The organism is Pseudomonas sp. BGI-2 (assembly GCF_004310295.1).
Lineage (GTDB): Bacteria > Pseudomonadota > Gammaproteobacteria > Pseudomonadales > Pseudomonadaceae > Aquipseudomonas.
The window spans coordinates 68,224-92,570 of record NZ_SISB01000022.1; the positions used below are offsets into that span (position 1 = coordinate 68,224).

Here is a 24,347-nt window from a genome sequence, read left to right on the forward strand (position 1 = left end):
AAGAAATCCATGACTATCGATCTCTACGGATTCGGCCCGGCGCTCGCCGCTGGCGCGCTGATGACTGTGAAACTGGCACTCTCGGCCCTGTGCCTGGGGCTGGTGCTCGGTCTGCTCGGCGCCTTGGCCAAGACTTCCCCGTACAAGCCGTTGCAATGGCTTGGCGGCACTTATTCGACGCTGGTTCGCGGCATCCCGGAATTGCTCTGGGTGCTGTTGATCTACTTCGGTACGGTCAACCTGATGCGTGCCCTGGGTGAGTTCTTCGGCAATCCCGACCTCGAACTGAATGCCTTCGCCGCCGGCGTGATCGCGCTGGGGTTGTGCTTCGGCGCCTACGCCACGGAAGTGTTTCGTGGTGCGATTCTGGCGATCCCCAAAGGTCATCGTGAAGCCGGCGTGGCGCTGGGCCTGTCGAAGTTTCGCATCTTCACCCGGCTGATCATGCCGCAGATGTGGCGCATCGCCCTGCCCGGCCTGGGCAACCTGTTCATGATCCTGATGAAGGACACGGCCTTGGTGTCGGTGATCGGCCTGGAAGAAATCATGCGTCACGCGCAAATCGGCGTGACCGTGTCCAAACAGCCGTTCACCTTCTATATGGTGGCCGCGTTCATGTACCTGGGCCTGACGATTCTCGCCATGACCGGCATGTACTTCATGGAAAAACGCGCCGCTCGCGGCTTCGCGAGGAGCACGCAATGAACTGGGAAGTCATCATCAAGTGGCTGCCGAAACTGGCTCAGGGCGCAACACTGACCCTTGAGCTGGTGGCCATCGCCGTCATCGCCGGGTTGCTGCTGGCAATTCCGCTGGGCATCGCTCGCTCGTCGCGCCTCTGGTACGTGCGGGCATTCCCCTACGGCTACATCTTCTTTTTCCGTGGCACGCCGTTGCTGGTTCAGCTGTTCCTGGTCTACTACGGCCTGGCGCAGTTCGACGCGGTCCGTAACAGCGCGATGTGGCCGTACCTGCGCGATCCGTTCTGGTGTGCCACGGCGACCATGACGTTGCACACAGCGGCCTACATCGCCGAGATCCTGCGCGGCGCGATTCAGGCGATTCCGCCGGGCGAGATCGAAGCGGCGCGCGCGCTGGGCATGTCCAAGCCAAAAGCGCTGTTCTACATCATCCTGCCCCGTGCTGCGCGAATCGGCCTGCCGGCCTACAGCAACGAAGTGATCCTGATGCTCAAGGCCAGTGCCCTGGCCAGCACCGTGACCCTGCTGGAACTGACCGGCATGGCTCGCACCATCATTGCCCGGACCTACCTGCCGGTGGAGATCTTCTTCGCCGCGGGCATGTTCTACCTGCTGATGGCTTACGTGCTGGTTCGTGGCTTCAAGCTGCTGGAGCGCTGGCTGCGCGTCGATGCCTGCCAAGGACGCTGATTCCTGCGTGTTGACGGGCGACGCCTTGCTCGCCCGTTTCGCGACGCTGGATGCTTTTCTGATTGAGCATCAGGCGTTGTGGAAACCTCGTCCGTTTACTCATCTGCAGCTTCCTTGGGAAGCGTCCTACCCGGAACTGGCGATTTGGCTACGCGGACGGTCGCTAGAGGAAGCGGAAAGCAGTCATAACCAACCTGGTTTGCTGGATGCGCCGGAGCCGTTTGCTTCGTTGGCGGCGCTGTCCTTTGAGCTGAGTTCGGTGGGTGAGTTGCCCGTGCATGCGCTGGAAGCGGCAGGGCATCGTTTGAATGTCGACGTGCCCGGGCGCAAGTGGCAGCAGATTGAAGCGTTCGCCAGTTGCTTGTCGTTTGCCTCGCCGCCCAAGCATTGGCTGGATTGGTGCTCAGGCAAAGGCCACTTGGGTCGGCGTTTGCTGCAACACGGACAACAACTGATGTGCCTGGAATACGACCCGGCGCTGGTTGCCAGCGGCCAGGCGCTCAGCCAGCGTCATCACATGCATGCACTGTATGTCGAACAGGATGTGCTTGCGCCTGACGCAGCTTCTTTATTGAACGCCGATCACACACCCGTCGCGCTGCATGCTTGCGGTGATTTACATGTGCGGTTGATGCAGCTCGCCAGTGCGGCAGGCTGTGAACAACTGGCCATTGCACCGTGCTGCTATAACCGGACCAGCCTTCCTGCGTATCAGCCGCTTTCCTCCGACGGTATGCGATCCGACCTACAACTCTCACTCGATGATCTCTCGCTGCCAATGAGCGAAACCGTCACCGCCGGTGCTCGCGTCCGGCGTCAGCGTGACACCTCGATGGCCCGGCGTCTTGGTTTCGATTTGCTGCAACGGCAACTGCGCGGTGTTGACGACTACCTGCCAACTCCTTCCCTGCCGAGTGCCTGGCTGGACAAATCCTTCGCCGATTACTGCCATCATTTGGCCGCACTGAAAGAGTTATCCACAATAGGCCCGCAAGATTGGTCCGCACTCGAAGCCGCCAGCTGGCAGCGACTCGCCGAAGTACGCAATCTGGAGCTGCTGCGCGGCCTTTTCCGACGCCCGCTGGAGCTTTGGCTGGTACTCGATCGGGCACTTTTCCTTGCCGATCAGGGCTACAGCGTTCGCCTAGGCACCTTCTGCGAAACCCCGCTCACGCCGCGCAATTTGCTGCTCCTGGCGGAACGCCCCTAAAAACCCTCAGCCTGTGGATAACTCTGTTGATGAAATTATCGTGGATCCAATATAAGCGCCTGTTTCAGGGGTGAAAGGCTACTGTTCGATTTTCGTACACATGATAAAAAACCGAGAAAAACAGGCATTTGCGTACAAATGAGAACGGGTCCGCAAAAAAGTCATGAGCGTCACTTCCGAGTACGCCCGTTGTGCATAAGCATTCGATCAAAAGACATAACCGCCGAATCCCGGTCGCGTTCGGCGGAAAATTGCGCGTTGCGATCACCCTTGATATACAGGCAGACAAGAGCGCCGACAGTGCGCCCACGAACAAGAAATCTCCGACAGACAGGAAGCCACAGTGACGTTCATTTCTTACGCACAGAATTTCGAAGACATACGCCTGTGGCGCGCCCTCAAAACCGTTGAAAACGGCTTTTACATCGACGTCGGCGCCAACCACCCCTCACACGACTCCGTGACCAAAGCCTTCTATGACCTTGGCTGGACCGGCATCAACGTCGAACCGATGCCCAATTATTACGACGCCTTGTCCCTAGAGCGCCCCAAAGACACCAACCTGCAATGCGTGGCCGGTGAAAGCGCCGACGACCTGACCTTCTATGGCATCGCCGGCACCGGCCTCTCCACCCTCGACCCCGCCATGGCGCAAATGCACAAAGACGCCGGCATGGACGTGCGCAGCCAAACCGTCAAATCCCGCACCCTGACCTCCATCTGCGAAGAACACGCCCAGGGCCGCGAGATTCACTTTCTGAAAATCGACGTCGAAGGCCACGAAGAAACCGTCCTGCGCGCCATGGACTTCACCCAATGGCGGCCGTGGGTGATCCTCATCGAAACCCCATGGGACCGCGACCAGGCCTGGGAAACCCTCGTCACCGACGCCAGCTACCACTCCATCCTGTTCGACGGCATCAACACCTATTACCTCGCCAACGAACATTTGAACCTCAAACCCGCCTTCGACATCCCACCCTGCAACCTGGACGAGTTCCAGTTCTGCAAAGGCCACAACTTCAGCCACCCCGTCAGCGACGCCGAACACCAGCTCGCCGCCGCCCTGCAACGCGCCGAACAGGCCGAAGCGCAGTTGCGCGCGATGCAAAACAGCCGCACCTGGAAAGCCCTTCAGAAACTCAAGAAAACCCTCCTTCGCGCCTGACTTGAAGCCTGCGTAAAAATAGTCTGAATTCAGGGGTTTACAGAACCATCCCAATCGCTATAATCGTCGCCCTAACACGCCGGTATAGCTCAGTTGGTAGAGCAACTGACTTGTAATCAGTAGGTCCCGGGTTCGACTCCTGGTGCCGGCACCATACAAGGTTTCAGAGAAGGCTTTCAAAATCTCTGGAACCCCGAAAAACCCGCCTTCTGGCGGGTTTTTTCGTTTTAGCGCTCCGTCAGACTCCGGTGAATCCTGGTGGATTCCAACCGGTTTAAGGGTAGAGTTTGGGGTAAAGGTCACTTCGATAAAAGGGAGTACCCTTATGTCGCGCACCACTGCCCCACTCTCTGATTCGGCTTGCCGCTCAACCAAGCCCACCGACCGCGCCTGAAAGCTTTTCGACGGCGACGGCCTCTACCTTCTAGTCCAACCCAATGGCCGCAAAGGCTGGCGGCTCCGTTACGTCGAACCTGACGGACGGGAAGGACCGACCTCGTTCGGCAGCTACCCCGTCATTGGCCTCGCCGATGCGCGCCGCAAGCGCTTGGAGATCAAGCAAATGCAGATGGAGGTTGTATCGTGCGGGGCACTTCTATAAATTTTTTGAAGCCGTACTCTTTTTTGATTAAGTCTGGATCTGAACAGAAAGTTTAAAAGCTTCTATCTTTGAATGAGAGAAATGAGTTTCGCCTAAGGTAATCCTCTGGAAAATCTCAAGTGCGGGGTTTCGGTCGCGACTCAGCCAACAGTGTATGGGGTGCACTGCAATGGGATAATCCCGCGTTCGGTGCGACTCAACACTCGCACAGCACAACGATAAAAAATCCAATAAGTAAATAATTATCAGTACCTAATAAACTCTTTCATTCGATTTAGCAGTGCCCCCCCCAATTCTAACTATAAGCAATTACTTTCAACCCATCACATCAATCCGCCTTTCCGATCGTCCACAGGAGCCTTATGAACAACTCAGTCAAGAATCGTACCTTCAATAGCAGGATCAACGAACAAGTAAAACAACACACTTGGAACATCGTATACCCTTAACTTATTCGTCTTAAGGTCAATGGCTCAAAGCCTCTCGATTCATGTTTATATTCTGATCGCGCCATTCTGGGGACCATTCAGATTACGCAATGACATAGCCGCCTCACCAGGGGAAGCAAAGCCCACGTCACACTACGCTAGCGTGGATCTCGGTCGAATATACAACCCAAAAATATGCCGCAAGAGGCAGAATACCGGACGTTTCTGTCCTGTATGATCCGACATTCCCGGTACACATCGACCACGCGCAAAGACCTAAGATCACGACGGACTCCAGCCTGCTCATTGGATGCGAATCGATGCTTAGATATCGCTGAGCTTCATTGGATAATTACTATGGGTCGGCTGCTTTCAGCGGTCTAGGGTTTTTACCGTTGCTATTTAAATAGGGAATACTAAATGTCGCTGGCAACCAGGAATAGAACTGCTTCGAATGCTGAGCCTGCCATCTTTAGCCAGAGCGCACCCCATTTTAACTGGGAAGATCTTCGCTACTTCGTGACGTTTTCACAAGTTAGCTCCTTGAGCGGTGCGGCGCGAATTTTGGGCGTTGAGCACGCAACAGTGTCTCGACGTATCGCGTCCCTTGAGAAATCCCTGAACGTAAAATTAGTTGATCGACGGAAGCGACTCTACGAACTTACGGCCGACGGACGCAAACTCGCAGAAATCGGATCACAAATAGAAACTCAGACGGAAGCTATTGAGCGACTGGCCGCCGCCGCCGCCCAGACCCTACAAATTGCCGAAGTTACGATTAGTGCCCCACCGTCCGTGACGTCTGAAAAGCTTATACCAAACCTTGGGCGCTTCCGAGCTAAACACCCGAGCATAGTTTTGCGCCTGCTAGGGGATAATCAGTATTCGTCGCTATCAACTTGCCAAACACATTTGTGCATCCGCTTTGCGAAGCCCCGCCAGATAGGCATTGTTGCCCGGCGAATAGGTTCTGCATCATTTTCATTCTACGGTGCAAAGACCTATCTTCAGGACCGCCGTCCAGAGCAATACGAGTTTATCGGTTATGAAACCGAAGCTATGACACTTCCTCAGAACGACTGGCTCAAAAAAATTGTCGGACATCGCCCATGCGTCCTCAAGGCGAAAACGGTTGATCTGCAGGTTCGGGCAGCAGAGGCGGGTGTAGGGATTGCGCTGCTGCCCAGCTTCGCAGTAGGACATCACTCACAGCTGTGCAAGCTTGAGCTTGCGGACCCGCTGATGGTGGATGTTTGGCTAGGTGTTCACGAGGACTTCCGTGCGATCCCTTCAATCCAGGCCGCCATGGATTACGTTGAGACCTGCTTCCTCAGCCGTGACTGAAAGCAATCACCTGAAGGCGCGCAAATTTGCAGGTGAATCGGCTCCGGCATGGGAAAAAATTCACAGGTACCGGTGATTATCGCGAATTTACAAACCTGCTTGTATTGACGAGGATCAATGGAGAGCACCTTAAAAGGTGTTTCGAAAAACCGAAGCGCAATCAGATCCGCTCGGACACGCTGATGAAGGCCATCGCTTACAAAAACAACAACTAGGATTTCGTGGCCTTTCTTCAAATTGTGCACACCTCGTTACTGCCATCAAAAGCAGGAGATTATCATGGGGAAAGTAAAAGTTCTCGACGTCACGCTACGTGACGGTGGGTATCGCAATAATTTCAACTTCACGGATGAACAGGCCCTGGTAATAACATCAAGCTTGGCAGAGGCCGGCGTTGATTTGTGTGAAGTTGGTTACTGCAGAGGGTCGTTCGCGCCCAAAGCGGAGCATGGACTCACTAGCAATATAAGCGCTGAGTTTATCGAGAAAGTTCGCCATGCTGGAGGTGGTCGAATTGAGCTTGCGGTGATGGTCCACCCAAAGAACGTTGGTGATCAGGATTTCGCCATGCTAAAGGAGCAAGGCGTCTCTATGATTCGAGTCTGCTTGCGCCGAGAGCAGTTGGCTGAAGGGCTTGCCACTCTTTCACTCGCTCGCGATTACGGCTTCAGTGTCAGCGCCAATGTCACTCATGTGACGACACAGACTCTCAGCGCCGTGATTGACACTTCCGTCCGAGCCGAAGGTGCTGGAGCAGACATCATTTGTTTTGCTGACTCTAACGGGCATATGCTCCCGAGCGATGTCGAGCGATTGATCAGTCGCCTCTCTAATCGACTTGCAGTGCCATTGGGTTTCCACGCTCATAACAATCTTTCGATGGCCTTGGCCAATGCTGCCGCCGCCATCGAATCAGGTGCCGAATATATCGACACCTCCATTTGTGGAATGGGGAAAGGTGCCGGCAACTTACATCTAAGTATGCTGGTCGCTTATCTCGAACGCATCGGCACTAGCCATGGGTTTGACCTCGTCAAAATTCTAGAACTGTCAAACCTGACAGCGGCTTCGATCCCATTCAATAACATTCCAAGTCCTCTCCTGGACATCATTATGGGGGCGTACAACTTCCCGTTCGACAGTGCAAAACGTATGCAGGAAACGCTCGAGCGCTTTCAGCTAACGTCCGAGTATCGTGCCCTTGAGATCATGCATCAGCAGGATCAGGTCGCACGCCTTGCTCCGAGAGCCATCGCGAACATCTACGGCAGCGCTACCAAGATTGCACAGGAGATAGCGGGATGAGCGACTTCCACACTCGCAAGCGCATTTGTGTCCTTCCCGGTGACGGTATCGGCATTGAAGTCATGAATGCCGCACTGCCCGTCCTTCAGGCTTTGAATCTGCCCTTCGATCTAGAGTTTGGGGACATTGGTTGGGAATGCTGGAAGCGAGAAGGCAATACCGTCCCGGATGAAACCTGGAAGAAAATCAGTGATTGTGACGCCACATTGTTGGGCGCTATCACGAGCAAACCCCTTGCCGAAACGGAAGCCGAGCTGCCCCCTCACCTTCAGGGGCAAAACCGCCGTTATGTCAGCCCTGTGATCCAACTCAGGCAGAACCTGGACCTTTACGCAAACGTGCGGCCAGTGACTGATATGACAGGCGAAAACCGATTCCGCTTCGTCGTCATCCGGGAAAACACTGAGGGGCTGTACGCCGGCCTGGATTTTGGCCGGATACCTGATGCGTTCTTGCCATTACTGGAAGAACGGGAGGCATTGGGCGCGCCATGGCACCGGGATGGCCAGGAGGACGCGACGATTTCAGTGCGTTTACAGACACGCAGCGGGCTTGAGCGCATCTTCGAATACGCTTTCGAATATGCGGCTAACCAAGGATTCGAGCGGGTCACGTTCGTAGACAAACCCATGGTACTTCGTCACAGCAGTGCCTTCGCGCGACGTGTATTTGAAGGTGTAGCTCAGAGATATCCCGGCATTGAGGGTGTGATCGAAAATGTGGATGCCGTAGCGCTGTGGATGGTGCAGCGCCCAGAGCGTTTCTCCGTTGTAGTGGCCGAGAATATGTTCGGAGACATCCTCTCCGATCTCGGTGCAGGCGTTATGGGTGGTCTGGGTTTCGCACCGAGTGGGAACTTCGGAAAGCTGGGGGCATATTTCGAGCCGGTTCACGGGAGCGCCCCTGCGCATGCAGGGCTCAACAAGGCCAATCCTAGCGCGATGTTCATGGCCATCGCGCTCATGCTTGAGCATTTGGGTTATCCGCAGGAAGCCCGGTACGTCACGGCTGCGGTCAGCCGGGTCTCGCGTTCAACTGTGCGCACCTATGACATGGGTGGCTCACACACCACGGCACAGGTTGGCGAGGCAATTATCGGCGAGTGCGTTTCTATGGCCGCGCTAACCTCGACGGAACGTCCCATCTCAAATTCACACCTGGGAGCAACACATGTTGAAGCCCTTTGAGTCGACCGAAATCTCTCAAACCTTGCTGGACGAATGCGAAAGATTGGACACCGCGTCTCTGTCCGACGCTTTGGATAGCCTGGAGGTTCCTGGTGGCCTGCTGGGTATCGGCACGCAAGTGCCTGGAACTCGCTGCGTGGGCATCGCTTTTACCGTGCAGTATGAACCGGTCGGGAATTCACACGGGTTCAAAAATGCTGCTAATTACATCGATCAGGTCCCGCGCGGAGCAGTGATCGTTAGCTCCAACGCGGGGCGCCAGGACTGCACTGTCTGGGGCGATATCATGACGCATTTCGCGGTGGCGAGAGGCATCAAAGGGACGGTGATCGATGGAGTGGCCAGGGATATCGATACGGTCGTCAAGCTCGGTTATCCCCTGTTCAGTCGCGGACGGTTCATGCAGTCAGCAAAAAACCGAACACAGCTAAAAGCAGTGCAGGTCCCGATTGAGATCGGTGACGTCACTGTCAATCCAGGAGACCTGATGGTCTGCGATGGCAGCGGCTGTCTTGTTATTCCGCAGCAGATAGCTGCCGAGGTCATTCGCCGTGCGTGCGCCGTAGAGCACACCGAACGGCAGATCATCGGGGCGATAACAACCGGGTCTTCACTTGAGGACGCTCGGAAGACCTACCGCTATGACCAGCCTTGGCTGGGTGCTGCTGAAAAGGTTGAAACGGAGCTGAGCCAATGAACCTTTCAAGTGAGTACTTAGCCAGTGCCAGCGCCTTAAGCGCGCCCCTGCAACAGCATTCCTTCACAGATAAGGGTTCGATCACTGACGCCTTCAAGAAAGCGATGCGTCGCCTGACCTCCACGGTCACCCTCATTGCGACTGAACATCAGGGCGTTCCTTTTGGAATGGCTGCAACCGCCGTAACGTCGGTATGCACCGACCCTTCGTCCATCCTTGTCTGTATCAACCACGGCGCAAGCATGTACTGGCCTCTCATTGACCATGGAAGGTTCTCGGTGAATCTGTTGCGGGTTGGCCAAGAGGATCTGGTGAAAGTCTTCGGTGGGGCAGTCAACGGCCCGGCCCGATTCGAAACTGCCGACTGGCAGCATTCCAACGGCCTGCCGTTTCTGCGAAGTGCACAAGCCTCACTTTTTTGCACCGTTGCTCAACGCATGAGCTACGGGACCCACGAAATAATCATCGGTCAAGTTGACGACGTTGTGGTGGCCGAAGCCATCACGCCATTGCTTTGGCAGGACGGAATGCCAACGGGATCAGTTCCCGTCTTCTCTTAAAACGCTCGTAACTCACTATTGGAAGATAACCATGAAAATGGAATTGTTTGACCCTCAATCTGTTTCGGACGACACCGCGGTTTACCTCGTGAATGTGGTGCATGTCCAAGAAGGCGCGCAGGACCTCGCCGTGAAAATTCTGGAAGACACGGTCAACTACGTCGCAAGAACGTACAGCGCTTTCCAGTGGAGCCGTTTGATGAAGAGTACGGACGGTAAGACGGTCATCAACCAAGCTCAGTGGAGTGATCGCGGGCAGTTCGAATCGCTCTTCACCGACGAGGAATTTCTATCGCGTTACTCGCGCTTGAAAGAAACGGGTACTTGGGAATACCACCTGTACACCGTCGCCACCTACATCACCCCCGCCACCGCCACCGCCCTCGAAACTGTTGGCTAGCTGCAACCGCGTGCGCAGCGCTTGGCGCTGCGTACCGCCCAAGCCTATCAATATTCGATCAAGGAAGAAGTTATGGTCGCAATTCATTCAGCGTTAACAACATTCCTGGGCATCCAGCACCCACTGGTTCTCGCACCCATGGGGGGAGCGTCCGGAGGACGGTTGGCGGCAGCAGTTTCAAACGCAGGTGGCCTTGGCCTGGTGGGAGCAAGCTACGGGGACCCTGACTGGATGGCTCAGCAGTTGCCGCTCATGCAAAATTTGGACAAGCCGTGGGGCATCGGGCTTGTCATGTTCACTGTCGCGAAACGTTTCGAGTTACTGCATTTGGCGTTGGATTATGGCCCGGACGTGGTAGCCCTGTCCTTTGGCGATGTCCGTCCATTTATCGAACCCATTCATCAAGCGAACGCGAAAGTGATCGTTCAGGTGCATGACGTTGACCAGGCGCTCTACGCCCTCGACGCCGGCGCCGATGCATTGATAGTGCAGGGTGCGGAAGCAGGGGGGCATAGCTTGCGCAGATCCTCCATGCCTTTATTCCCGGCAGTCCGGGATGCTGTGGGCGAGGATGTAATCCTGATCGGAACCGGTGGGATAGCTGACGGCCGGGGAATGGCCGCGGCGATGGCGCTCGGAATGGACGGGGTCATGATGGGAACGCGGTTCTTGGCGTCCGACGAAGCGCTCCCCTCAGAACGGGTGAAAAGCAGACTGGTCCACGCCGTCGCAAGCGATACCGTCAGAACCCGCATCTTTGATGACGTGCGCGGAATATCCTGGCCCGCGGAGTACAGCGGGCGAGCAATTGCGAACCACTTTTCCGAGTCATGGGTAGGCAATGAAAAGGCGTTCTCGGCCGCAATTGATCAGTTGCGGCCTCAGTACGAACAGGCCCTGGCAGAGGATGACATCGGTACTAAGGCTATTTGGGCAGGCGAGGTGGCAGATCTAATCAAAGACGTACAGCCAGCGCACTCAATAGTCGAGGCCACTATGAAAGGCTATGCCGACGTCGTAGCAAAGCTCGGTCTCACCCTCTAACCGGCTCCACTGATCACAATCGGCCCGCTTGTAAAAGTGGGCTTCGTTATTTCTGCAGGAGCAAAGCGATGAACCAGGACGTGCAATTCAAAGAGTATGGGGAAGGGAAATTGTCCGTTTTTGTTCTTTCCCCGGTCATGCCTGTGTGGGATGAAGGAGCATTTATCCAGCCCCTGATAGGCCACTTTCTCAGCGCAGGCTATCGGGTGGTGGTGTTTGATTCGCTCTCGATACCGGTTGTCGCAGGTGAGACTTTGAAAGCCTTTAGCGAGCGTTGGGCTGAGGTACTGCAACCTTGGGGCGTACCCAACGTACTTGTCGGCGTCGCGTTAGGCGGCGCGCTTGCCCTGGAACTGGTTAGCTCCTCTTCTCTTGCGTCCACGGCGGCTCTGCTGCTGCTCTCATCCCCGGCCAAAGCCAACGCGTTACTGGATGCCAGACTCGGGCGAATGGCAGAGCTTGCAAAGCTTGGCCAAGTTGAAGAAGCCAAGCGCCTATTGGATGCGCTCGTTTTACCCGAGGGCGGGGTTCCTCAGCAGACCGCAGAGAGTCAAAGTAACGTTCCCCTCGTGGTACAGGGGCAACGGCTAGTGCGTGGTTTTGGATTTTTGGCCGGTATCGATCTCAGTCACAGCCTGCAGAAATATCAAGGAAGGGTCCTGAGTATTTTTGGCGAGCGATCTCAACTTGTTACGCAGACGCACGCGATAGAAACCACCGGAAACAATCAACGCACACTCTGCATCAAGGGGGGAGGTATGCGACCTTTGGCTGACGACCTCGATTCGGTGCTGAGCGACGTCGACACTTTTCTAATACCCCTGTCGGAACGCGCGGCATGAACGATCTCAAAGGTAATAGCCACTCCCCAAGGTTTATAGACCTGCACTACCACGCGAATCCGGACGCGTTCATTCGCCGCCACGGAGCGATAGATGCCGGGAAGCTGTACGCAGCAGCAAAAGGCTGGGTCGTACTGAAAAATCACATGGGGTGCACTGCCGGGCAAGCCTGGGAGGCGCGCTCGCAGGGTTTTCCCGTCAGCGGCTCTTTGGTTTTAAACGAGATTGCAGGAGGTGTGGACTTCAGGGTCGTGGAGCGAAGCCTGTGTGTGCGCGGCGACGAACCGGGACGCTTCATTGTCCACTTTCCTACAGTGACAGGACGCAAGCACACCAGCACCCTCGCGCGTAATGTCAGCCATCCGCTCTTGCTAAGCAAACCGATCAAGCCCCTCCGCGTGACAACAGACGCAGGGCGACTAACGCCCCAGGCGTTGGATGTACTCAAGATGGCGTGTGACTACCCTCTTGTGATATCAACCGGCCACGCTGACGCGCGCGAGGTTCGTGCTTTAGTTGATGAATCCGTTCGGTTGGGCGTGCCACGTTTGATGCTCAACCAACCCGCTAATCCGCTGACTGATTTGAAGGCTGCCGAACTTTTAGAGATCGCCGCGGCGCCAAATGTGTATATCGAGCAGACAGCGCTGACCTATCTTTTAGGGTATCAACAAGAAGAGGATTTTCGCGAGGTGTTGTCGTCTGTCCCCAATGTTGTCTATAGCTCAGACTTGGGGCAAACGAGCCAGATGGACGTCAACGGCTGGCTCGAGCGAAGCCAACAGTGGTTTGATACGTTTGAACTCGATGTCTCTCGCCGCGCGGAAGTGACCCTTTCTAATCCGCAAAAGATGTTGGAAATCTAAGTTAGAGTTGGGCCCCTAGGCTAATTCGCCGGGGCCCCAACAGTTATGCCACTTCCACAGCCGCCCGCTCCTCTTTTGGCGCTGGTAGAGCATCTTTAAGGAATGGCTCGCGCAAACCTGCAGCCTCCATGAGTGGTTGAACGCCCGCCACGAAGTCCTTGATCCCTTGGTGGTAGTCCAACCATGTAAGCGCGATGCCGTCGATTCCCCAGTCTGAATATTTCCGGAAGAGCTCTACAATCTGTTCTGGCGTTCCTACCAACGGTACGCCAGCAAAGCCAGCCTTGAAGTGAAAACGGAACCGGACCGCATCTTCCGGCGTGAAGATTCCGGTCTGAATGCCCAGTTCGGTCGTGATGATGTCGCACCCTTCGTCGTCGCCCACTTGGTTTGCGTAATAATCAAGGTACGCTTCGGCTTCTTCCTGCGTGTCTTTCTGAACAACGTAGCCATAGCACCAAATTTTGAGGTCTCTGCCGAACTCGTTCTTGGCGAGATCCTTGTAGGAGGCGATCTGTTCACGCACAGCCGCTTCGCCATCCAAGTGCTTGATGATTAAGAACGCCGCATCACAATGCTCTGCGCAGAACCGCTTCCCGCGAGGGGAGCCGCCAGCGTTGATAAGGTAAGGCTTGTTGATTGGCTGCGGTTGAGAGATCGCGTCGCAGATCGTGAAATACTCCCCTTTGAAGTTAAAAGGGGTCTGCTGCTGCCAGGCGTTTTGCGCGATGTGCAACCACTCCTCAGCGTAGTCATATCGCTTGTCGTGTTCCATCATCTCGCCGCTGAACATCCTCATCTCAGCGCCATACCAGCCACACAAAATGTTCAGACCGAAACGCCCGCCGCTGATGTGATCGATTGTAACCGCCTGTTTAGCGGCGAACAGAGGGTGCACAGTCGGCAAATGCGACGTCGTGAACACCGCGATTTGATCAGTCAGTGCAGCGATACCCGCCGCCCACGTGTAGGTCTCGTAACACACACCACCGGTGTTATTGGCGCCACCAAATCCCTTCCAACGGCCGACCGGGATGAACGCTTCAAAACCTGCCCGGTCCGCATCCTTCGCGATCTCCAGATTGCCTGCCCAGTCATCCCCTCGAATCCGCTCTGGCGCATTCGTCACCGTACAACCACCCTCCGTGTTAGTGGAAAAAACCCCTAATTGCATCTTGTTGCGGCTGACACGCATTGGATTAGGTTTAGCAGGGTTGGACTTTGTAGAGCGCATGATGACCTCCTAGGTCGTCAGTAGTAGTGAACTTCTTCCTTGTTTCTTGCGACGAACCAGGCTGCGAGTAGCGCACAGCTAGCGAGCAGACCTGCCAATGTGTAAGCACCGACGGCCAAGTTAGTTCGGTCGATCAAGAAACCAGTGGCTACAGGCAGTAGGCCAGCGGGAACATAGCCGCCCATGTTGAGCAATGCATTTGCCTGCGCCCGCTTGTTGTCCGATACCCTCAAGGCTATTAACGTCAGCCCCCCCAGTTGCCCCAATCCCTGACCGGCACCGGCCAGCAACGCGGCGATAATCAGAACCGCGGGAGAGGAGATCGCTATCGCAGTGGAGATACCCAGCATCGAGGCGAAGGTCGCGGCAGCACTGAAATAGAAAATGTGTTCAACGGTTCGCCGACGCAGCACAATCTGTACGGCGAAAGCCGAGATAAACATTAGAAACGCAGTGGCACCTGCCATCAGCGGAGTTTTAATGTGGAGCAGACTTGCCAGTAGAGACGGTCCCAACGACAAGACAAAGGAAGTAGCTGTGATTCCCGGACCGAACAGCGCGACACCTAGCAGTATGTGAAGGCGATGATGTCGCTCTACCGAAGGGAACCTCCATCTGGCGCTGCCTGTTCGTTGGGTGTCATTCGCTCCGTTTGGCATCGTCCAGGCGATCAGAAAAGCGAGTGCAAGTATCCCCAACTCCAGGGTAAACACTTTTTCGATCGGCCGGCTGGCAAACGTGGCGAGGCTTCCAGCCAGCAAAGGCCCGAGGCCTGCACCCAGCACCATCGACATTGAGGCCACTAACGAAGATAGTCTTCGCCTCTGCACACCCCCCTGATCAACAACACTTGCCATCCCCGCGGAGACGATAATCCCCACGGCAATGCCTGTCAGTAGGCGTGCGAAAAGCAAGCCTTCAACCGATTCGGCGGACCTGAACAGCAATGCAGCCGACATAGCGCAGACTAGACCGGGCAGCAGTACCACCCTGCGACCGTAGCGATCAGATACTTGTCCAGCAATCAGCAAACTGAGCAACAGCCCCAAGATATAAGCCGCGAATATCAACGTGAGGGTTGACGATGCGAAACCGAGTTGCCCCTGCCACAAAACGTATAGCGGGGTCGCAGTATTGGACAAGATAAACACCGACACTACCATCCAACCAGCGAGCCACATACGTATGGGGCTCCGGGGCAGGTCGGTACTTTGGTTCAACAAATCTTGAGCAGACGGAGCGTTTCGATTAGACAAGGCTCACTCCCTGTGCCGGAAAAAACGGCAGCACGTATTCTGCAAGTTCCTGCAATACGTCCCTTGCAGGCCGTCGTAATGGCTTCAGGTTCAATGCGACATGTGAAACACCTTGCGCTTGTTGTCGCTGCCACAAGTCAATGAGCGCATTGCGGCCGGTGCTTATCCCTCGTCCAACCTTCAAGGGGGCGTCGGGGTTTTCTTCCAGGTTGAAGAATGTCGCATAGCCGTAGGGTTTGAACGTGTCAGGCTCAGTACAGGACTGCCATTGCTCAATCAAGTTGGGCAGGCTGCCAAAGTCGCTTTGGTGCCAAAGCCATCCATCCATATGCGATGCCAACCACTTCATGTCTTGCCCGCAACGGCCAACAGCGAGCATTGGCATTTGCGTGGACCATGGCTTTGGAAGCAAATCCAGCGTCCCGTCGAGCCTGCCATAGTGACAAAACTCATACTTGGGAAAAGACTGTTGGGTAGCGATACGCAAAATTTCGCAACCTTCTCTGAATCGCTCCGCTCGGTTGTCGAAGTCCTGGCCGAATGCTGGATACTCGCTGGGCCGATCTCCCGTTGAGAGTCCGAGTAGAAAGCGGCCCTGCAGTAGCACATCAAGGGTTGCGGCTTGCTTGGCGACCATCAAGGGATCGCGTAGCGTCAGTACCACCCCGGCAGTACCGATACAGATTCTTTGAGTGACCGCCCCTAAGTGAGCTGCGTACACCAAGGGATCAAACATCTGGCCCGCGTCTCCAAACTCCGGATCCAGCAGAGGCACGTCGCGTAGCCAGATCGCTGAGAAACCAGCGACGTCAGCTTGTCGGGCCAGATCAACATGATCTTGCATAGTCGGAGCCATGAGGTTGGGATATCCCTCCAGCGGCGCGATTAGGCCAAACGTAAGATGGCCTGGTGCGAACACACGGGAAAACGCAGGGTGAGCCTCATTGGATTCGCCGCTCGTTCGTATCCGCCCGATCACTCGCGGTCACCCACGATCACGGGACGGACTGCTTCTACTGGTTGATGATCATGCGCGCTAACTCGACCGAGCGTTGCGAACACAGCAACTGCCGTGAGCACGCTGCCAGCACCCAAGATGAAAAGCAGATGACGAAACGCGTTCGCGTACTCGTGGCGCAAAAGCTCTGACTGCCCTGGCAGTTGATTGCCGGCGTTCTGCAGATCGCCGAGCGCAGCCCGGCTGGATGCCTCCATTATCTGATGCGGTGCAAAATTCGTGGCGGCGTCGAATAACCCCCATTGAATGAAGGTCGCCAGCAACGCCCCGGCGACGGCGATGGCTATACCGTCGGCGGAAACGCGAACAGCGTTAAAAATCCCTGTGGCCATGCCAGCGCGTTCTTTTTCCACCACGCTAACGGCCATGCCATCCATCAAACCCCAAGGCAGGCCAATGCCGATGCCGATCAGCGCCATAGGCATTACCGCATTACTTACTCCGCTATCTAGCACGACGCCGAGCCAAAACAGCCCGACAGCCACCAGCATCAGCCCGACCGCCGAGAGCATCCCTGAGGTGTAGTGTCGCGCGAGCTGAGCAGCCAGAAACGGCACGAGCAGCAACGGTGCGGCCAGCGCGATCATCATCTGTCCGGTCTGCAAAGCACTCAGCCCATCGACTCCGATGAATCGCGCCGGGAGCATGATGATGAGGACGACAAAAAAGAATGCAGGGCTCGCTGCAAGAATCTGCACACCTACAAACTTGGATTGCTTGAACAGCGACAGGTCAAGCATAGGACTACTGGTTCGGCGCTCTATCATCACGAAGATGATAAACAGCAGGATCGCGCCGGCCACACTCCCCAAAACGATTGGGCTGGCCCAACCGTCCTCAGGCGCGAGGAGAATGCCATAGGTGAACAAGGTCAGTGCGGCCGTGAAGCTGAGAGCACCAGGCCAGTCCATACCATTGTTAGCCGGGTCTTTAGAATCAGTCGCGCTCACGCAGACAAGTATGAAGCCCGCTACGCCTATCAATGCCGTAGCGTGGAACGTCCATTTCCAGCCTGCGGAGTCGACCAGTAGCCCCGCTGCCAATGGGCCGAAGGCTAATCCAATGCCGAAAGTCGTCCCAAGTAGACTGAAAACCTTGGTGCGCTCAGCACCGTGGAAGACCTGAGCTAGAGACGACATGGCGCCAGCGAAAGCAGCTGCTCCGCCCAACCCCTGTACAAGCCTCAGGATATCGATCTGCAAGACAGTGGAAGAGAAGGGAATAGCGATGGTAGACAACACAAAGATGACTAGACCAATCAGCCATACCCGCTTGCGTCCATAGATATCCGTCAGACTCCCTGCCGCCATCATGGCGCTGCCATAAGTCAGGATATAGGCGTTGACAACCCAACTGAGCTCGACGGCAGATCCTCCCATGGCAGCGCTGATGGAAGAGAGGACAACTGCGGGCCCTGTGAAGCAAAGCGGGATGAGAACGCCTGTCAGGCAAGCTGCGAATAGCTGTATCCACTTCAATAACGGGGGAGCCGTCTGAACGCTGCGTGTTGAATTCATCTGAATGTTTCCCTGATTGGTGTGCGGAGGTGTTGGTCCTCGGCGCACGGTTGTCTGCGGTGATCGGCCCACCAAGAGGTTAGGGCTTGCGTCCGCAAACAAAAACAGGCCTATAATCCGAACATATCGGACATTGGTGTCCGTAGTGAGGACAGCCCTTGGAATCGCTTGGCAGCATTTCACTATTCGTATTGGTGGCTGAGACTCGAAGCTTTACAGAGGCAGGGAAACGACTAGGTATTTCATCCTCTGGCGTCGGCAAAAGTATTGGTCGGCTGGAGGACAAACTCGGTGTACGCCTATTCCAGCGCAACACCCGCAGTATTGCCCTGACGTTAGAAGGGTCACTGTTTCTCGAGCGGTGCCGACGGATACTGTCGGAGCTTGAAGCCGCAGAAATGGAGCTAAGCAATGCGCGTGAACAACCGAGGGGCAAATTGCGAATCAGCTTGCCTCTAGTCTGCGATCTTGTGATGCCAGCAATCATTCAATTCATGCGCACATACCCCGAAATAGAACTCGACATCGATTTTACTGATCGAATGGTCGACGTTATCGAGGAGGGCTTTGATGCTGTATTGCGGACAGGCGAGCCTAGTGACTCTCGGTTGATTTCTAAAAGACTGGGGGGGTTTCAGCTCCAGATTGTGGCGTCTGCGGACTATCTCGCACAGTACGGTGTACCCCAACGGCCAGCGGATCTTGCTACGCATTCATGTTTGTTACACAAGTTTCCTTCGACAGGGAAGATTGAACCATGGCCGCTACGCGTTGAGACCGGAGAGCCGGATTTCGAGCTACCTCAGACCATGGTGTGCAACACGACTGAAGTGATTGTCGATGTGGCACGTTCAGGTTTGGGAATTGCTTGCCTACCTGACTTCATGACTTCCAAGTCCATCAAAAACGGCGAACTGGTTCGGGTGTTAGCAGACTATACGGTTCACACTGGGGTGTTCAGGCTTCTATGGCCATCGAGCAAACATCTTTCTCTAAGACTACGGGCCTTCATAGATTTTATGCACAGTCATCTATTCACTAGCGACCTGCATGGATAGCTCCTTTATCTGCTTGCCGACGCAGCTCACCTTCACCTTCATAAAATCATTAATGGCAAATCGTTAAATATCCATTCGACTCCTGATGCCGCACCATACAAAACAAAGCCCTCGGAGAAATACGAGGGCTTTGTTGTTTTTGGCGTTTGGAAAAGCGGTCTTAGTGCCCCGCGCTCTGCCCACCATCCACATGCAGAATCTCACCAGTAACAAAGTTCGCGCTATCCAGATAAACAACAGCCTGCGCAATGTCACTGATCTCACCCATATGCCCAACCGGATGCAGATTCCCCAGCGCCTCATGAGTTTCTTCACCATGCATCGGCGTCTTGATGATGCCAGGTGAAACCGCGTTCACCCGAATCCCACGCTTGGCGTACTCGATAGCCAGGGACTTGGTCGCAGCGTTCAAACCACCTTTAGTCAGTGAAGCCAGCACCGACGGCACACCATCAATCGCGTGGTCGACCAGGCTGGTGGTAATGTTGACGACGTGGCCTTGGCCTTGTTTCTCCATCTCGGTGATCGCGAGTTGGGTGATGTAGAAGAAACCATTCAGGTTCACCGACAACACCGCCGCGTAGTCTTCAGGGGTGTAAGCGGTGAACGGCTTGGCAACGAAGATCCCGGCGTTGTTGATCAAGGTATCGATGCGGCCAAAACGTGCGATGGCTTCGCGGATCACTTGCTGGGCGACCGCCGGGTCGCCGATGTCACCCGCCACGGTGAGGATATCCGGGTCGGTGGACGGTTTGATCGAACGCGATGTGGCGACAACTTTGTAATCCAGATCACGGAACGCCTTGACCATGCCGGCGCCGAGGCCTTGGGATGCGCCGGTAATAACGATGACTTTTTTCGAATTGCTCATGATGAACCTCTACAAATAAATGATGGTTTGAAAAAGTAAGTAATCAGGCTTCGGCGGGGGCCTTGGCCATTTGTCTCAACATCTGTTCGTAGTACTCGACCGACTGCGAGCCGGACACCAGGTGTCGACCGTTATGCACCATGGCCGGGACCGAGTTGATGCCGTGCTGGCGGTAAAACGCTTCAAGCTCACGCACTTCTTCGGCAAACGCGCCGGACGCCAACACCTCTTGAGCAGCCGCCGCCTCCAGTCCCGCTTCAGCCGCCAGACGAACCAGCGTCTCGCGATTACTCGGGTTCTCGCCGTCGGCGAAATAGGCGCGCAGCAGGATCTTCTTCAGTGCGACCTGCCGCCCTTCCTGCAACGCCCACAACAGCAGCCGATGCGCATCAAACGTGTTGTAGAAGTGAGTGCGCTTCTCCAGATCAAACTTGAAACCCAGGGCCGCGCCACGTTCGATTTGCATCGCTTTGCCGGCGGCGACGTCTTCGGCAGTCCTTCCATATTTGCGCATCAAATGCTCGACCGCTTTTTCGCCGACTGCCGGCATGTCTGGGTTCAACTCGAAGGGCTTGTAGGTCAGCTCCACCGAAATCTCACCGGCCACGTTCTCTATCGCTTGCTCCAGCGCCGTCGCACCCAACGCACACCACGGGCACACCACGTCGGAGATGAAATCGATGGAGACGGACGCGGTCATGACTGGCCCTCCGCCTCAGCCAGTTGCTTTCGGTACTGGGTGGTGGTGATGCCGGCGTAGCCCCAGTTATCGGTGTCGACTTCTTCGATCACGATGTGGGTCAGGTGCGGATCCTTCTTCAGGACGCGTTCCAGGGTTTCAGTGATTTGGGCGATCACCTGAGCTTTCTGCTCAGAGGTAACGCCATCGCGGGTGATGCGTACGCTTACGAAAGGCATGAAGACTCTCCAGTGACCTTCCCTTCGGAATGAATGGGTAGGCGTTGGAGCTCAATGTATGGAGTTAGCTGGAGGGGATAAAGGTGGGGACGGGAACATCATTAATTACGTAGTGTAATAGGTGCGCGATTTCACGCCTGCTAGGCGTCGAAACTCCCTTTCAGCTCAATCATTCGTATGTCGTTGCCAAGCGACATGTCAGTCAGCATTCCTTCTCCGCTCAAAAAACCCTCAGAAACAGCGATCACACTGGCTTCAGGCTGTATTTGAACCTTTATGCTAAATTATGGTTGGCCAATAATTATGGCGTATCCATAAAAAGAGGTAATTGCATGAGCAGTATTTTTCAGCGCCCTGAATTGGCCGAAGAGATGGCGAACCAGCTTCTCAATCCAGGCGTTCTCGATGAAGGTTTGCGCTCAGGTCTGTTTTTATCCGGCCTGCGCAGAACTGGTAAAACGACATTCCTGAGGAGCGACCTGATCCCTGCGCTGGAAGATGCGGGTGCTCTGGTCATTTACGTCGACCTATGGAGTGACACGCTGGCCAATCCAGCGACACTGGTGCATGACGCCATCCGTAAAACCCTGCAGGAGCTCCAAACACCCGGCTCCGGTTTGCTCGAAATGCTCAAGCGCGTCAGCGGTGCTGATGTAGGCGTTGCTGGATTCAAGTTTGGTTTCAAACTCGACAGCATCGGAAACCCAGGTGGGCCAACACTGGCGCAGGCGCTGACAGAGGTTGTTGATCAGGCAAAAACCGACTTGGTGCTGATCATCGACGAAGTGCAGCACGCCATTTCTTCCGAGGATGGTAATCAGCTGCTTCTGGCACTCAAAGCTGCACGCGATGCGATCAATCCTCGACCAGGTACACCAGGTTACTTTCTATTTATTGGAACGGGATCGCACAGGGCGCAAGTCAGCGAACTCACGGCAAAGAGGAACCAAGCGTTTTCTGGTGCGACATCGACAGCGTATCCGGTACTGAAAGGGGATTACGTTGAATACTTGCTTAACCGGCTCGCTGCGACGGTGAAGAAAGAAAAGCTACCTTCACTCGAAGTCGCCATCGAAGCATTCAATACCTTGGGAAACCGGCCCGAGGAAATGCTCAAAGCGTTGCGACAACTCATGCAGCAAGAAGGTGACCCTGATCTTTTCCTACCGGTTATTGCCAGCACATTGCGCTCGGCGGCGGCCAGCATCGAACTTGAAAAAGTGGAGCTGTTAGGCAGCCTGGCTCAGGCTATTTTCAACAAAATCGCGTCTACGCAAGGCGATGCTCGGGGTATTTTCTCCATCGATGCTGCAGCTGAGTATTCGAAGACTGTGGGCCGGGAGGTGCGTGTAGAAGAGATTCAGCCGGTGGTGATTGCGCTGGTTGCTGAGAACATCATCATGCGGCGCGGGCATGGAATTTATGCGATTACGGACCAGTTTGTTCAGGAGATTTGGTTGGAAGAACGAGCGTTGATTGAAGCTAGCTAGCCGATTGGAGCGCCGATACCGTTGCTTGAAGACCAGGTGGTTTCACGCCCACGCCACCACCTAGCCACGATTGCGCATCCTTCCCCCTCAAGCCAACTTCAAACCGTCGCTGCCAATTCAGCGACCGGGCCTGAGAACTCGAATTCGATGTAGCCCCCGGTGTCAGGATAGTTGTCGCCTCTCCGAATTTTCCTGAAAAAGCATATCGGGGGCGGAAAGAGACTGGTCGTGCCGTACTATTCACCTGAACGCAAAGCCGCATTACTCAAGATGCTGCTTCCCCCGCTGAACCTGACGATGGCCGAGGTTTCCCGGCGTGAAGGGGTTAGCGAAATGTCTTTGTCCAACTGGCGCAAGAAGGTCAGTTCTGAAGGAAGCGCAGTGCCTGAAGACAAGCCACTCCCCGAGAACTGGTCTGCTGAAGCCCGGTTCGCTGTCGTCCTTGAAACCGCCGGTCTGTCGCAGCTCGAACTGGGTGAGTACTGCCGACGAAAAGGTCTGTACCCCGAACACGTCAGCGCCTGGCGCCAAGCCTGTATCACGGGGCAGCAGAGTGTTCAGAACCAACAAAAGGTCGACCGCGAACAGTCTCGCAAGGACAAGAAACGTATTCAGCAACTTGAGCGCGAACTGCTGCGTAAAGACAAGGCGCTGGCCGAGACCGCCGCGTTGTTGGTGCTGCGAAAAAAGCTCAACGATTACTGGGGGATCGACAACGAGGACACCTGACCTCTTTGCCGGAACGGCAGTTGTTGGTGGCTTGGTTGATCGAAGCCATCGTGGCCGGTGCTCGAAAAATCAGAGCGTGCCAGGAGGTGGGGCTGTCGCTCAGAACCTTGCAGCGATGGACGCAGAGTGAGGATGTTCAAGCCGATGCCCGCACAACCACCGTGCGGCCCACGCCGCGTAATGCGTTGAGCGAGATCGAACGACAAGCGATCGTGACGCTGTGTAACAGCCCGGCGTATGCCCATTTGCCGCCGAGTCAGATCGTACCGAGGCTGGCTGACGAGGGGCGTTATCTGGCGTCGGAAGCGACGTTTTATCGCATCCTGCGTGCAGCCGGTCAGCAACATCATCGGGGCCGTAGTCAGCGACCCAGACGGCATGCGGCACCGACAACGCATGTCGCCAAAGCGCCCAATCAGGTGTGGTCGTGGGACATCACGTATTTGCCGTCGCCGATACGCGGCAAGTACTACTACCTGTATTTGATCGAAGATATTTACAGCCGCAAGGCCGTGGGCTGGGAAGTTTACGAAGAAGAAAGCGGCGAAAAAGCGGCTGCGCTGCTGCAACGCAGCGTGATCGGCGAGCAGTGTTTACACGAGCCGCTGGTGCTGCACTCGGACAATGGTGCGCCGATGAAATCGCTGACGCTGTTGAGCAAGATGTACGACCTGGGCATCACGCCGTCCCGTGGCCGACCGCGAGTGAGCAACGACAATCCGTACTCGGAGTCGCTGTTTAGAACACTGAAATATTGCCCGCAATGGCCGCAGGAGGGTTTTGCCAGCTTGGACGCCGCACGCGCTTGGGTGAGAGATTTTATGCGTTGGTACAACAACGAGCACCGGCATAGCCGGATCCGCTTCGTGACACCGGCTGAGCGGCATCGAGGGCTGGACCACCAGATCCTGGCGCGGCAGCATGAACTGTACCAGCGAGCGCGCAAGAAAAGCCCGGAACGTTGGTCAGGCCAGACGCGGAACTGGGAGCCGATAGGAGCGGTGATGCTGAATCCGGATCGGGAGCAGCAGGACGAGAAAAGAGCGGCATAGTTGAACGGTTGACGCGACAACTACCTTGAAAAATGCTGCCGCCGTTGAATTGGGGCACCGTCGAACTGACCCCAAACGCATAAAAACGATTTTACTTGCTCAAAAACGATCATAAATCTGGCTTTTTGCACAAAAACGTTTCGAAACCGGACAATCTCACT

Annotated in this window: 23 protein-coding genes, 1 tRNA gene and 1 pseudogene; 18 read left to right on the forward strand and 7 right to left on the reverse strand. The window is 55.4% G+C overall.

Annotated elements, in window-relative coordinates:
- Window positions 1-9 precede the first annotated feature (9 nt).
- The 15 genes and pseudogenes from EYC95_RS16340 (at window position 10) to EYC95_RS16410 (ending at window position 13,043) form a co-directional block, all read left to right on the forward strand.
- Window positions 10-705 carry an ABC transporter permease gene (locus EYC95_RS16340; RefSeq protein WP_010464638.1) on the forward strand — a complete coding sequence of 232 codons (696 nt, stop codon included), beginning with the start codon at window positions 10-12 and terminating at the stop codon, window positions 703-705.
- Entirely contained in the window at window positions 702-1,391 is a 690-nt protein-coding gene (locus tag EYC95_RS16345; RefSeq protein WP_131061282.1) for an ABC transporter permease, read from the forward strand. The genes EYC95_RS16340 and EYC95_RS16345 overlap by 4 nt, the downstream gene beginning before the upstream one ends.
- Window positions 1,372-2,601: a methyltransferase gene (locus tag EYC95_RS16350; RefSeq protein ID WP_131061283.1), complete on the forward strand. Its 1,230-nt coding sequence runs from the start codon at window positions 1,372-1,374 to the stop codon at window positions 2,599-2,601. Before EYC95_RS16345 ends, EYC95_RS16350 begins: the two co-directional genes overlap by 20 nt.
- A gap of 343 nt (window positions 2,602-2,944) precedes the next feature.
- On the forward strand, window positions 2,945-3,769 hold the full coding sequence (locus EYC95_RS16355; RefSeq protein ID WP_131061284.1) for an FkbM family methyltransferase: 825 nt from the start codon (window positions 2,945-2,947) through the stop codon (window positions 3,767-3,769).
- 78 nt (window positions 3,770-3,847) lie between these two features.
- A tRNA-Thr gene (locus EYC95_RS16360) sits at window positions 3,848-3,923 on the forward strand.
- Window positions 3,924-4,094: 171 nt separating this feature from the next.
- Window positions 4,095-4,334, forward strand: a pseudogene (locus EYC95_RS16365) (Arm DNA-binding domain-containing protein); the annotation flags it as partial.
- 884 nt (window positions 4,335-5,218) lie between these two features.
- Window positions 5,219-6,142, forward strand: a complete 924-nt coding sequence (locus EYC95_RS16370; protein WP_131061285.1) for a LysR family transcriptional regulator — start codon at window positions 5,219-5,221, stop codon at window positions 6,140-6,142.
- Window positions 6,143-6,421: 279 nt separating this feature from the next.
- Window positions 6,422-7,447 carry a nucleoid-structuring protein H-NS gene (locus EYC95_RS16375; protein ID WP_131061286.1) on the forward strand — a complete coding sequence of 342 codons (1,026 nt, stop codon included), beginning with the start codon at window positions 6,422-6,424 and terminating at the stop codon, window positions 7,445-7,447.
- Window positions 7,444-8,634 carry an isocitrate/isopropylmalate dehydrogenase family protein gene (locus tag EYC95_RS16380; protein ID WP_131061287.1) on the forward strand — a complete coding sequence of 397 codons (1,191 nt, stop codon included), beginning with the start codon at window positions 7,444-7,446 and terminating at the stop codon, window positions 8,632-8,634. The genes EYC95_RS16375 and EYC95_RS16380 overlap by 4 nt, the downstream gene beginning before the upstream one ends.
- Window positions 8,618-9,331 carry an RraA family protein gene (locus EYC95_RS16385; RefSeq protein WP_131061288.1) on the forward strand — a complete coding sequence of 238 codons (714 nt, stop codon included), beginning with the start codon at window positions 8,618-8,620 and terminating at the stop codon, window positions 9,329-9,331. Before EYC95_RS16380 ends, EYC95_RS16385 begins: the two co-directional genes overlap by 17 nt.
- Entirely contained in the window at window positions 9,328-9,891 is a 564-nt protein-coding gene (locus tag EYC95_RS16390) for a flavin reductase family protein (RefSeq protein ID WP_131061289.1), read from the forward strand. The genes EYC95_RS16385 and EYC95_RS16390 overlap by 4 nt, the downstream gene beginning before the upstream one ends.
- 31 nt (window positions 9,892-9,922) lie before the next feature.
- Entirely contained in the window at window positions 9,923-10,291 is a 369-nt protein-coding gene (locus tag EYC95_RS16395) for an antibiotic biosynthesis monooxygenase (RefSeq protein ID WP_131061290.1), read from the forward strand.
- A 72-nt stretch (window positions 10,292-10,363) separates the two neighbouring features.
- A complete protein-coding gene (locus EYC95_RS16400; RefSeq protein WP_131061317.1) occupies window positions 10,364-11,335 on the forward strand; it encodes a nitronate monooxygenase family protein in 972 nt (323 codons plus the stop codon).
- A 68-nt stretch (window positions 11,336-11,403) separates the two neighbouring features.
- The gene (locus EYC95_RS16405; protein ID WP_131061291.1) at window positions 11,404-12,177 is read left to right on the forward strand and encodes a hypothetical protein; all 774 of its coding nucleotides are present in this window, start codon (window positions 11,404-11,406) and stop codon (window positions 12,175-12,177) included.
- The gene (locus tag EYC95_RS16410; RefSeq protein ID WP_131061292.1) at window positions 12,174-13,043 is read left to right on the forward strand and encodes a DUF6282 family protein; all 870 of its coding nucleotides are present in this window, start codon (window positions 12,174-12,176) and stop codon (window positions 13,041-13,043) included. The genes EYC95_RS16405 and EYC95_RS16410 overlap by 4 nt, the downstream gene beginning before the upstream one ends.
- 43 nt (window positions 13,044-13,086) lie before the next feature.
- Here EYC95_RS16410 and EYC95_RS16415 read toward each other — a convergent pair whose 3' ends face one another.
- The 4 genes from EYC95_RS16415 to EYC95_RS16430 all read right to left on the reverse strand — a co-directional run bounded on the left by EYC95_RS16415 (window position 13,087) and on the right by EYC95_RS16430 (window position 18,068).
- Window positions 13,087-14,277 carry an LLM class flavin-dependent oxidoreductase gene (locus EYC95_RS16415; protein WP_131061293.1) on the reverse strand — a complete coding sequence of 397 codons (1,191 nt, stop codon included), beginning with the start codon at window positions 14,275-14,277 and terminating at the stop codon, window positions 13,087-13,089.
- 17 nt (window positions 14,278-14,294) lie between these two features.
- Window positions 14,295-15,458 (reverse strand): MFS transporter, encoded by a 1,164-nt coding sequence (locus EYC95_RS16420; RefSeq protein WP_131061294.1) that lies wholly within the window; start codon window positions 15,456-15,458, stop codon window positions 14,295-14,297.
- 67 nt (window positions 15,459-15,525) lie between these two features.
- Window positions 15,526-16,500 carry an LLM class oxidoreductase gene (locus EYC95_RS16425; protein ID WP_371928421.1) on the reverse strand — a complete coding sequence of 325 codons (975 nt, stop codon included), beginning with the start codon at window positions 16,498-16,500 and terminating at the stop codon, window positions 15,526-15,528.
- A gap of 8 nt (window positions 16,501-16,508) precedes the next feature.
- Complete coding sequence (locus EYC95_RS16430; protein WP_131061296.1) at window positions 16,509-18,068, reverse strand: MFS transporter; 1,560 nt, start codon at window positions 18,066-18,068, stop codon at window positions 16,509-16,511.
- A 158-nt stretch (window positions 18,069-18,226) separates the two neighbouring features.
- On the opposite strand from EYC95_RS16430, the gene EYC95_RS16435 reads away from it, so the two are divergent.
- Window positions 18,227-19,126 (forward strand): LysR substrate-binding domain-containing protein, encoded by a 900-nt coding sequence (locus EYC95_RS16435; RefSeq protein WP_131061297.1) that lies wholly within the window; start codon window positions 18,227-18,229, stop codon window positions 19,124-19,126.
- Window positions 19,127-19,286: 160 nt separating this feature from the next.
- Here the strand turns inward: EYC95_RS16435 and EYC95_RS16440 are convergent, their stop codons facing one another.
- The 3 genes from EYC95_RS16440 to EYC95_RS16450 are packed head-to-tail and all read right to left on the reverse strand — an operon-like array spanning window position 19,287 to window position 20,915.
- Entirely contained in the window at window positions 19,287-19,997 is a 711-nt protein-coding gene (locus EYC95_RS16440; RefSeq protein WP_131061298.1) for an SDR family NAD(P)-dependent oxidoreductase, read from the reverse strand.
- Window positions 19,998-20,040: 43 nt separating this feature from the next.
- Window positions 20,041-20,697 (reverse strand): DsbA family oxidoreductase, encoded by a 657-nt coding sequence (locus EYC95_RS16445; RefSeq protein WP_131061299.1) that lies wholly within the window; start codon window positions 20,695-20,697, stop codon window positions 20,041-20,043.
- On the reverse strand, window positions 20,694-20,915 hold the full coding sequence (locus EYC95_RS16450; RefSeq protein WP_131061300.1) for a 4-oxalocrotonate tautomerase family protein: 222 nt from the start codon (window positions 20,913-20,915) through the stop codon (window positions 20,694-20,696). The genes EYC95_RS16445 and EYC95_RS16450 overlap by 4 nt, the downstream gene beginning before the upstream one ends.
- A 332-nt stretch (window positions 20,916-21,247) precedes the next feature.
- On the opposite strand from EYC95_RS16450, the gene EYC95_RS16455 reads away from it, so the two are divergent.
- Both EYC95_RS16455 and EYC95_RS16460 read left to right on the forward strand, forming a co-directional pair.
- Complete coding sequence (locus tag EYC95_RS16455; RefSeq protein ID WP_131061301.1) at window positions 21,248-22,405, forward strand: AAA family ATPase; 1,158 nt, start codon at window positions 21,248-21,250, stop codon at window positions 22,403-22,405.
- Between the two features lie 228 nt (window positions 22,406-22,633).
- A protein-coding gene (locus tag EYC95_RS16460; RefSeq protein ID WP_131061318.1) for an IS3 family transposase occupies window positions 22,634-24,186 on the forward strand; the annotation gives its coding sequence in 2 pieces (ribosomal slippage) (window positions 22,634-23,096 and window positions 23,096-24,186; 1,554 coding nt in all).
- The last annotated feature ends 161 nt before the right edge of the window (window positions 24,187-24,347 follow it).

Bases quoted from the DNA above. Each gene is read 5' to 3' on its own strand.
- EYC95_RS16340 (WP_010464638.1), top strand. From the start codon at position 10: ATGACTATCGATCTCTACGGATTCGGCCCGGCGCTCGCCGCTGGCGCG.
- EYC95_RS16345 (WP_131061282.1), top strand. From the start codon at position 702: ATGAACTGGGAAGTCATCATCAAGTGGCTGCCGAAACTGGCTCAGGGC.
- EYC95_RS16350 (WP_131061283.1), top strand. From the start codon at position 1,372: ATGCCTGCCAAGGACGCTGATTCCTGCGTGTTGACGGGCGACGCCTTG.
- EYC95_RS16370 (WP_131061285.1), top strand. From the start codon at position 5,219: ATGTCGCTGGCAACCAGGAATAGAACTGCTTCGAATGCTGAGCCTGCC.
- EYC95_RS16375 (WP_131061286.1), top strand. From the start codon at position 6,422: ATGGGGAAAGTAAAAGTTCTCGACGTCACGCTACGTGACGGTGGGTAT.
- EYC95_RS16380 (WP_131061287.1), top strand. From the start codon at position 7,444: ATGAGCGACTTCCACACTCGCAAGCGCATTTGTGTCCTTCCCGGTGAC.
- EYC95_RS16385 (WP_131061288.1), top strand. From the start codon at position 8,618: ATGTTGAAGCCCTTTGAGTCGACCGAAATCTCTCAAACCTTGCTGGAC.
- EYC95_RS16390 (WP_131061289.1), top strand. From the start codon at position 9,328: ATGAACCTTTCAAGTGAGTACTTAGCCAGTGCCAGCGCCTTAAGCGCG.
- EYC95_RS16395 (WP_131061290.1), top strand. From the start codon at position 9,923: ATGAAAATGGAATTGTTTGACCCTCAATCTGTTTCGGACGACACCGCG.
- EYC95_RS16400 (WP_131061317.1), top strand. From the start codon at position 10,364: ATGGTCGCAATTCATTCAGCGTTAACAACATTCCTGGGCATCCAGCAC.
- EYC95_RS16405 (WP_131061291.1), top strand. From the start codon at position 11,404: ATGAACCAGGACGTGCAATTCAAAGAGTATGGGGAAGGGAAATTGTCC.
- EYC95_RS16410 (WP_131061292.1), top strand. From the start codon at position 12,174: ATGAACGATCTCAAAGGTAATAGCCACTCCCCAAGGTTTATAGACCTG.
- EYC95_RS16415 (WP_131061293.1), bottom strand. From the start codon at position 14,277: ATGCGCTCTACAAAGTCCAACCCTGCTAAACCTAATCCAATGCGTGTC.
- EYC95_RS16420 (WP_131061294.1), bottom strand. From the start codon at position 15,458: ATGTGGCTCGCTGGTTGGATGGTAGTGTCGGTGTTTATCTTGTCCAAT.
- EYC95_RS16430 (WP_131061296.1), bottom strand. From the start codon at position 18,068: ATGAATTCAACACGCAGCGTTCAGACGGCTCCCCCGTTATTGAAGTGG.
- EYC95_RS16440 (WP_131061298.1), bottom strand. From the start codon at position 19,997: ATGAGCAATTCGAAAAAAGTCATCGTTATTACCGGCGCATCCCAAGGC.
- EYC95_RS16445 (WP_131061299.1), bottom strand. From the start codon at position 20,697: ATGACCGCGTCCGTCTCCATCGATTTCATCTCCGACGTGGTGTGCCCG.
- EYC95_RS16450 (WP_131061300.1), bottom strand. From the start codon at position 20,915: ATGCCTTTCGTAAGCGTACGCATCACCCGCGATGGCGTTACCTCTGAG.
- EYC95_RS16455 (WP_131061301.1), top strand. From the start codon at position 21,248: ATGAGCAGTATTTTTCAGCGCCCTGAATTGGCCGAAGAGATGGCGAAC.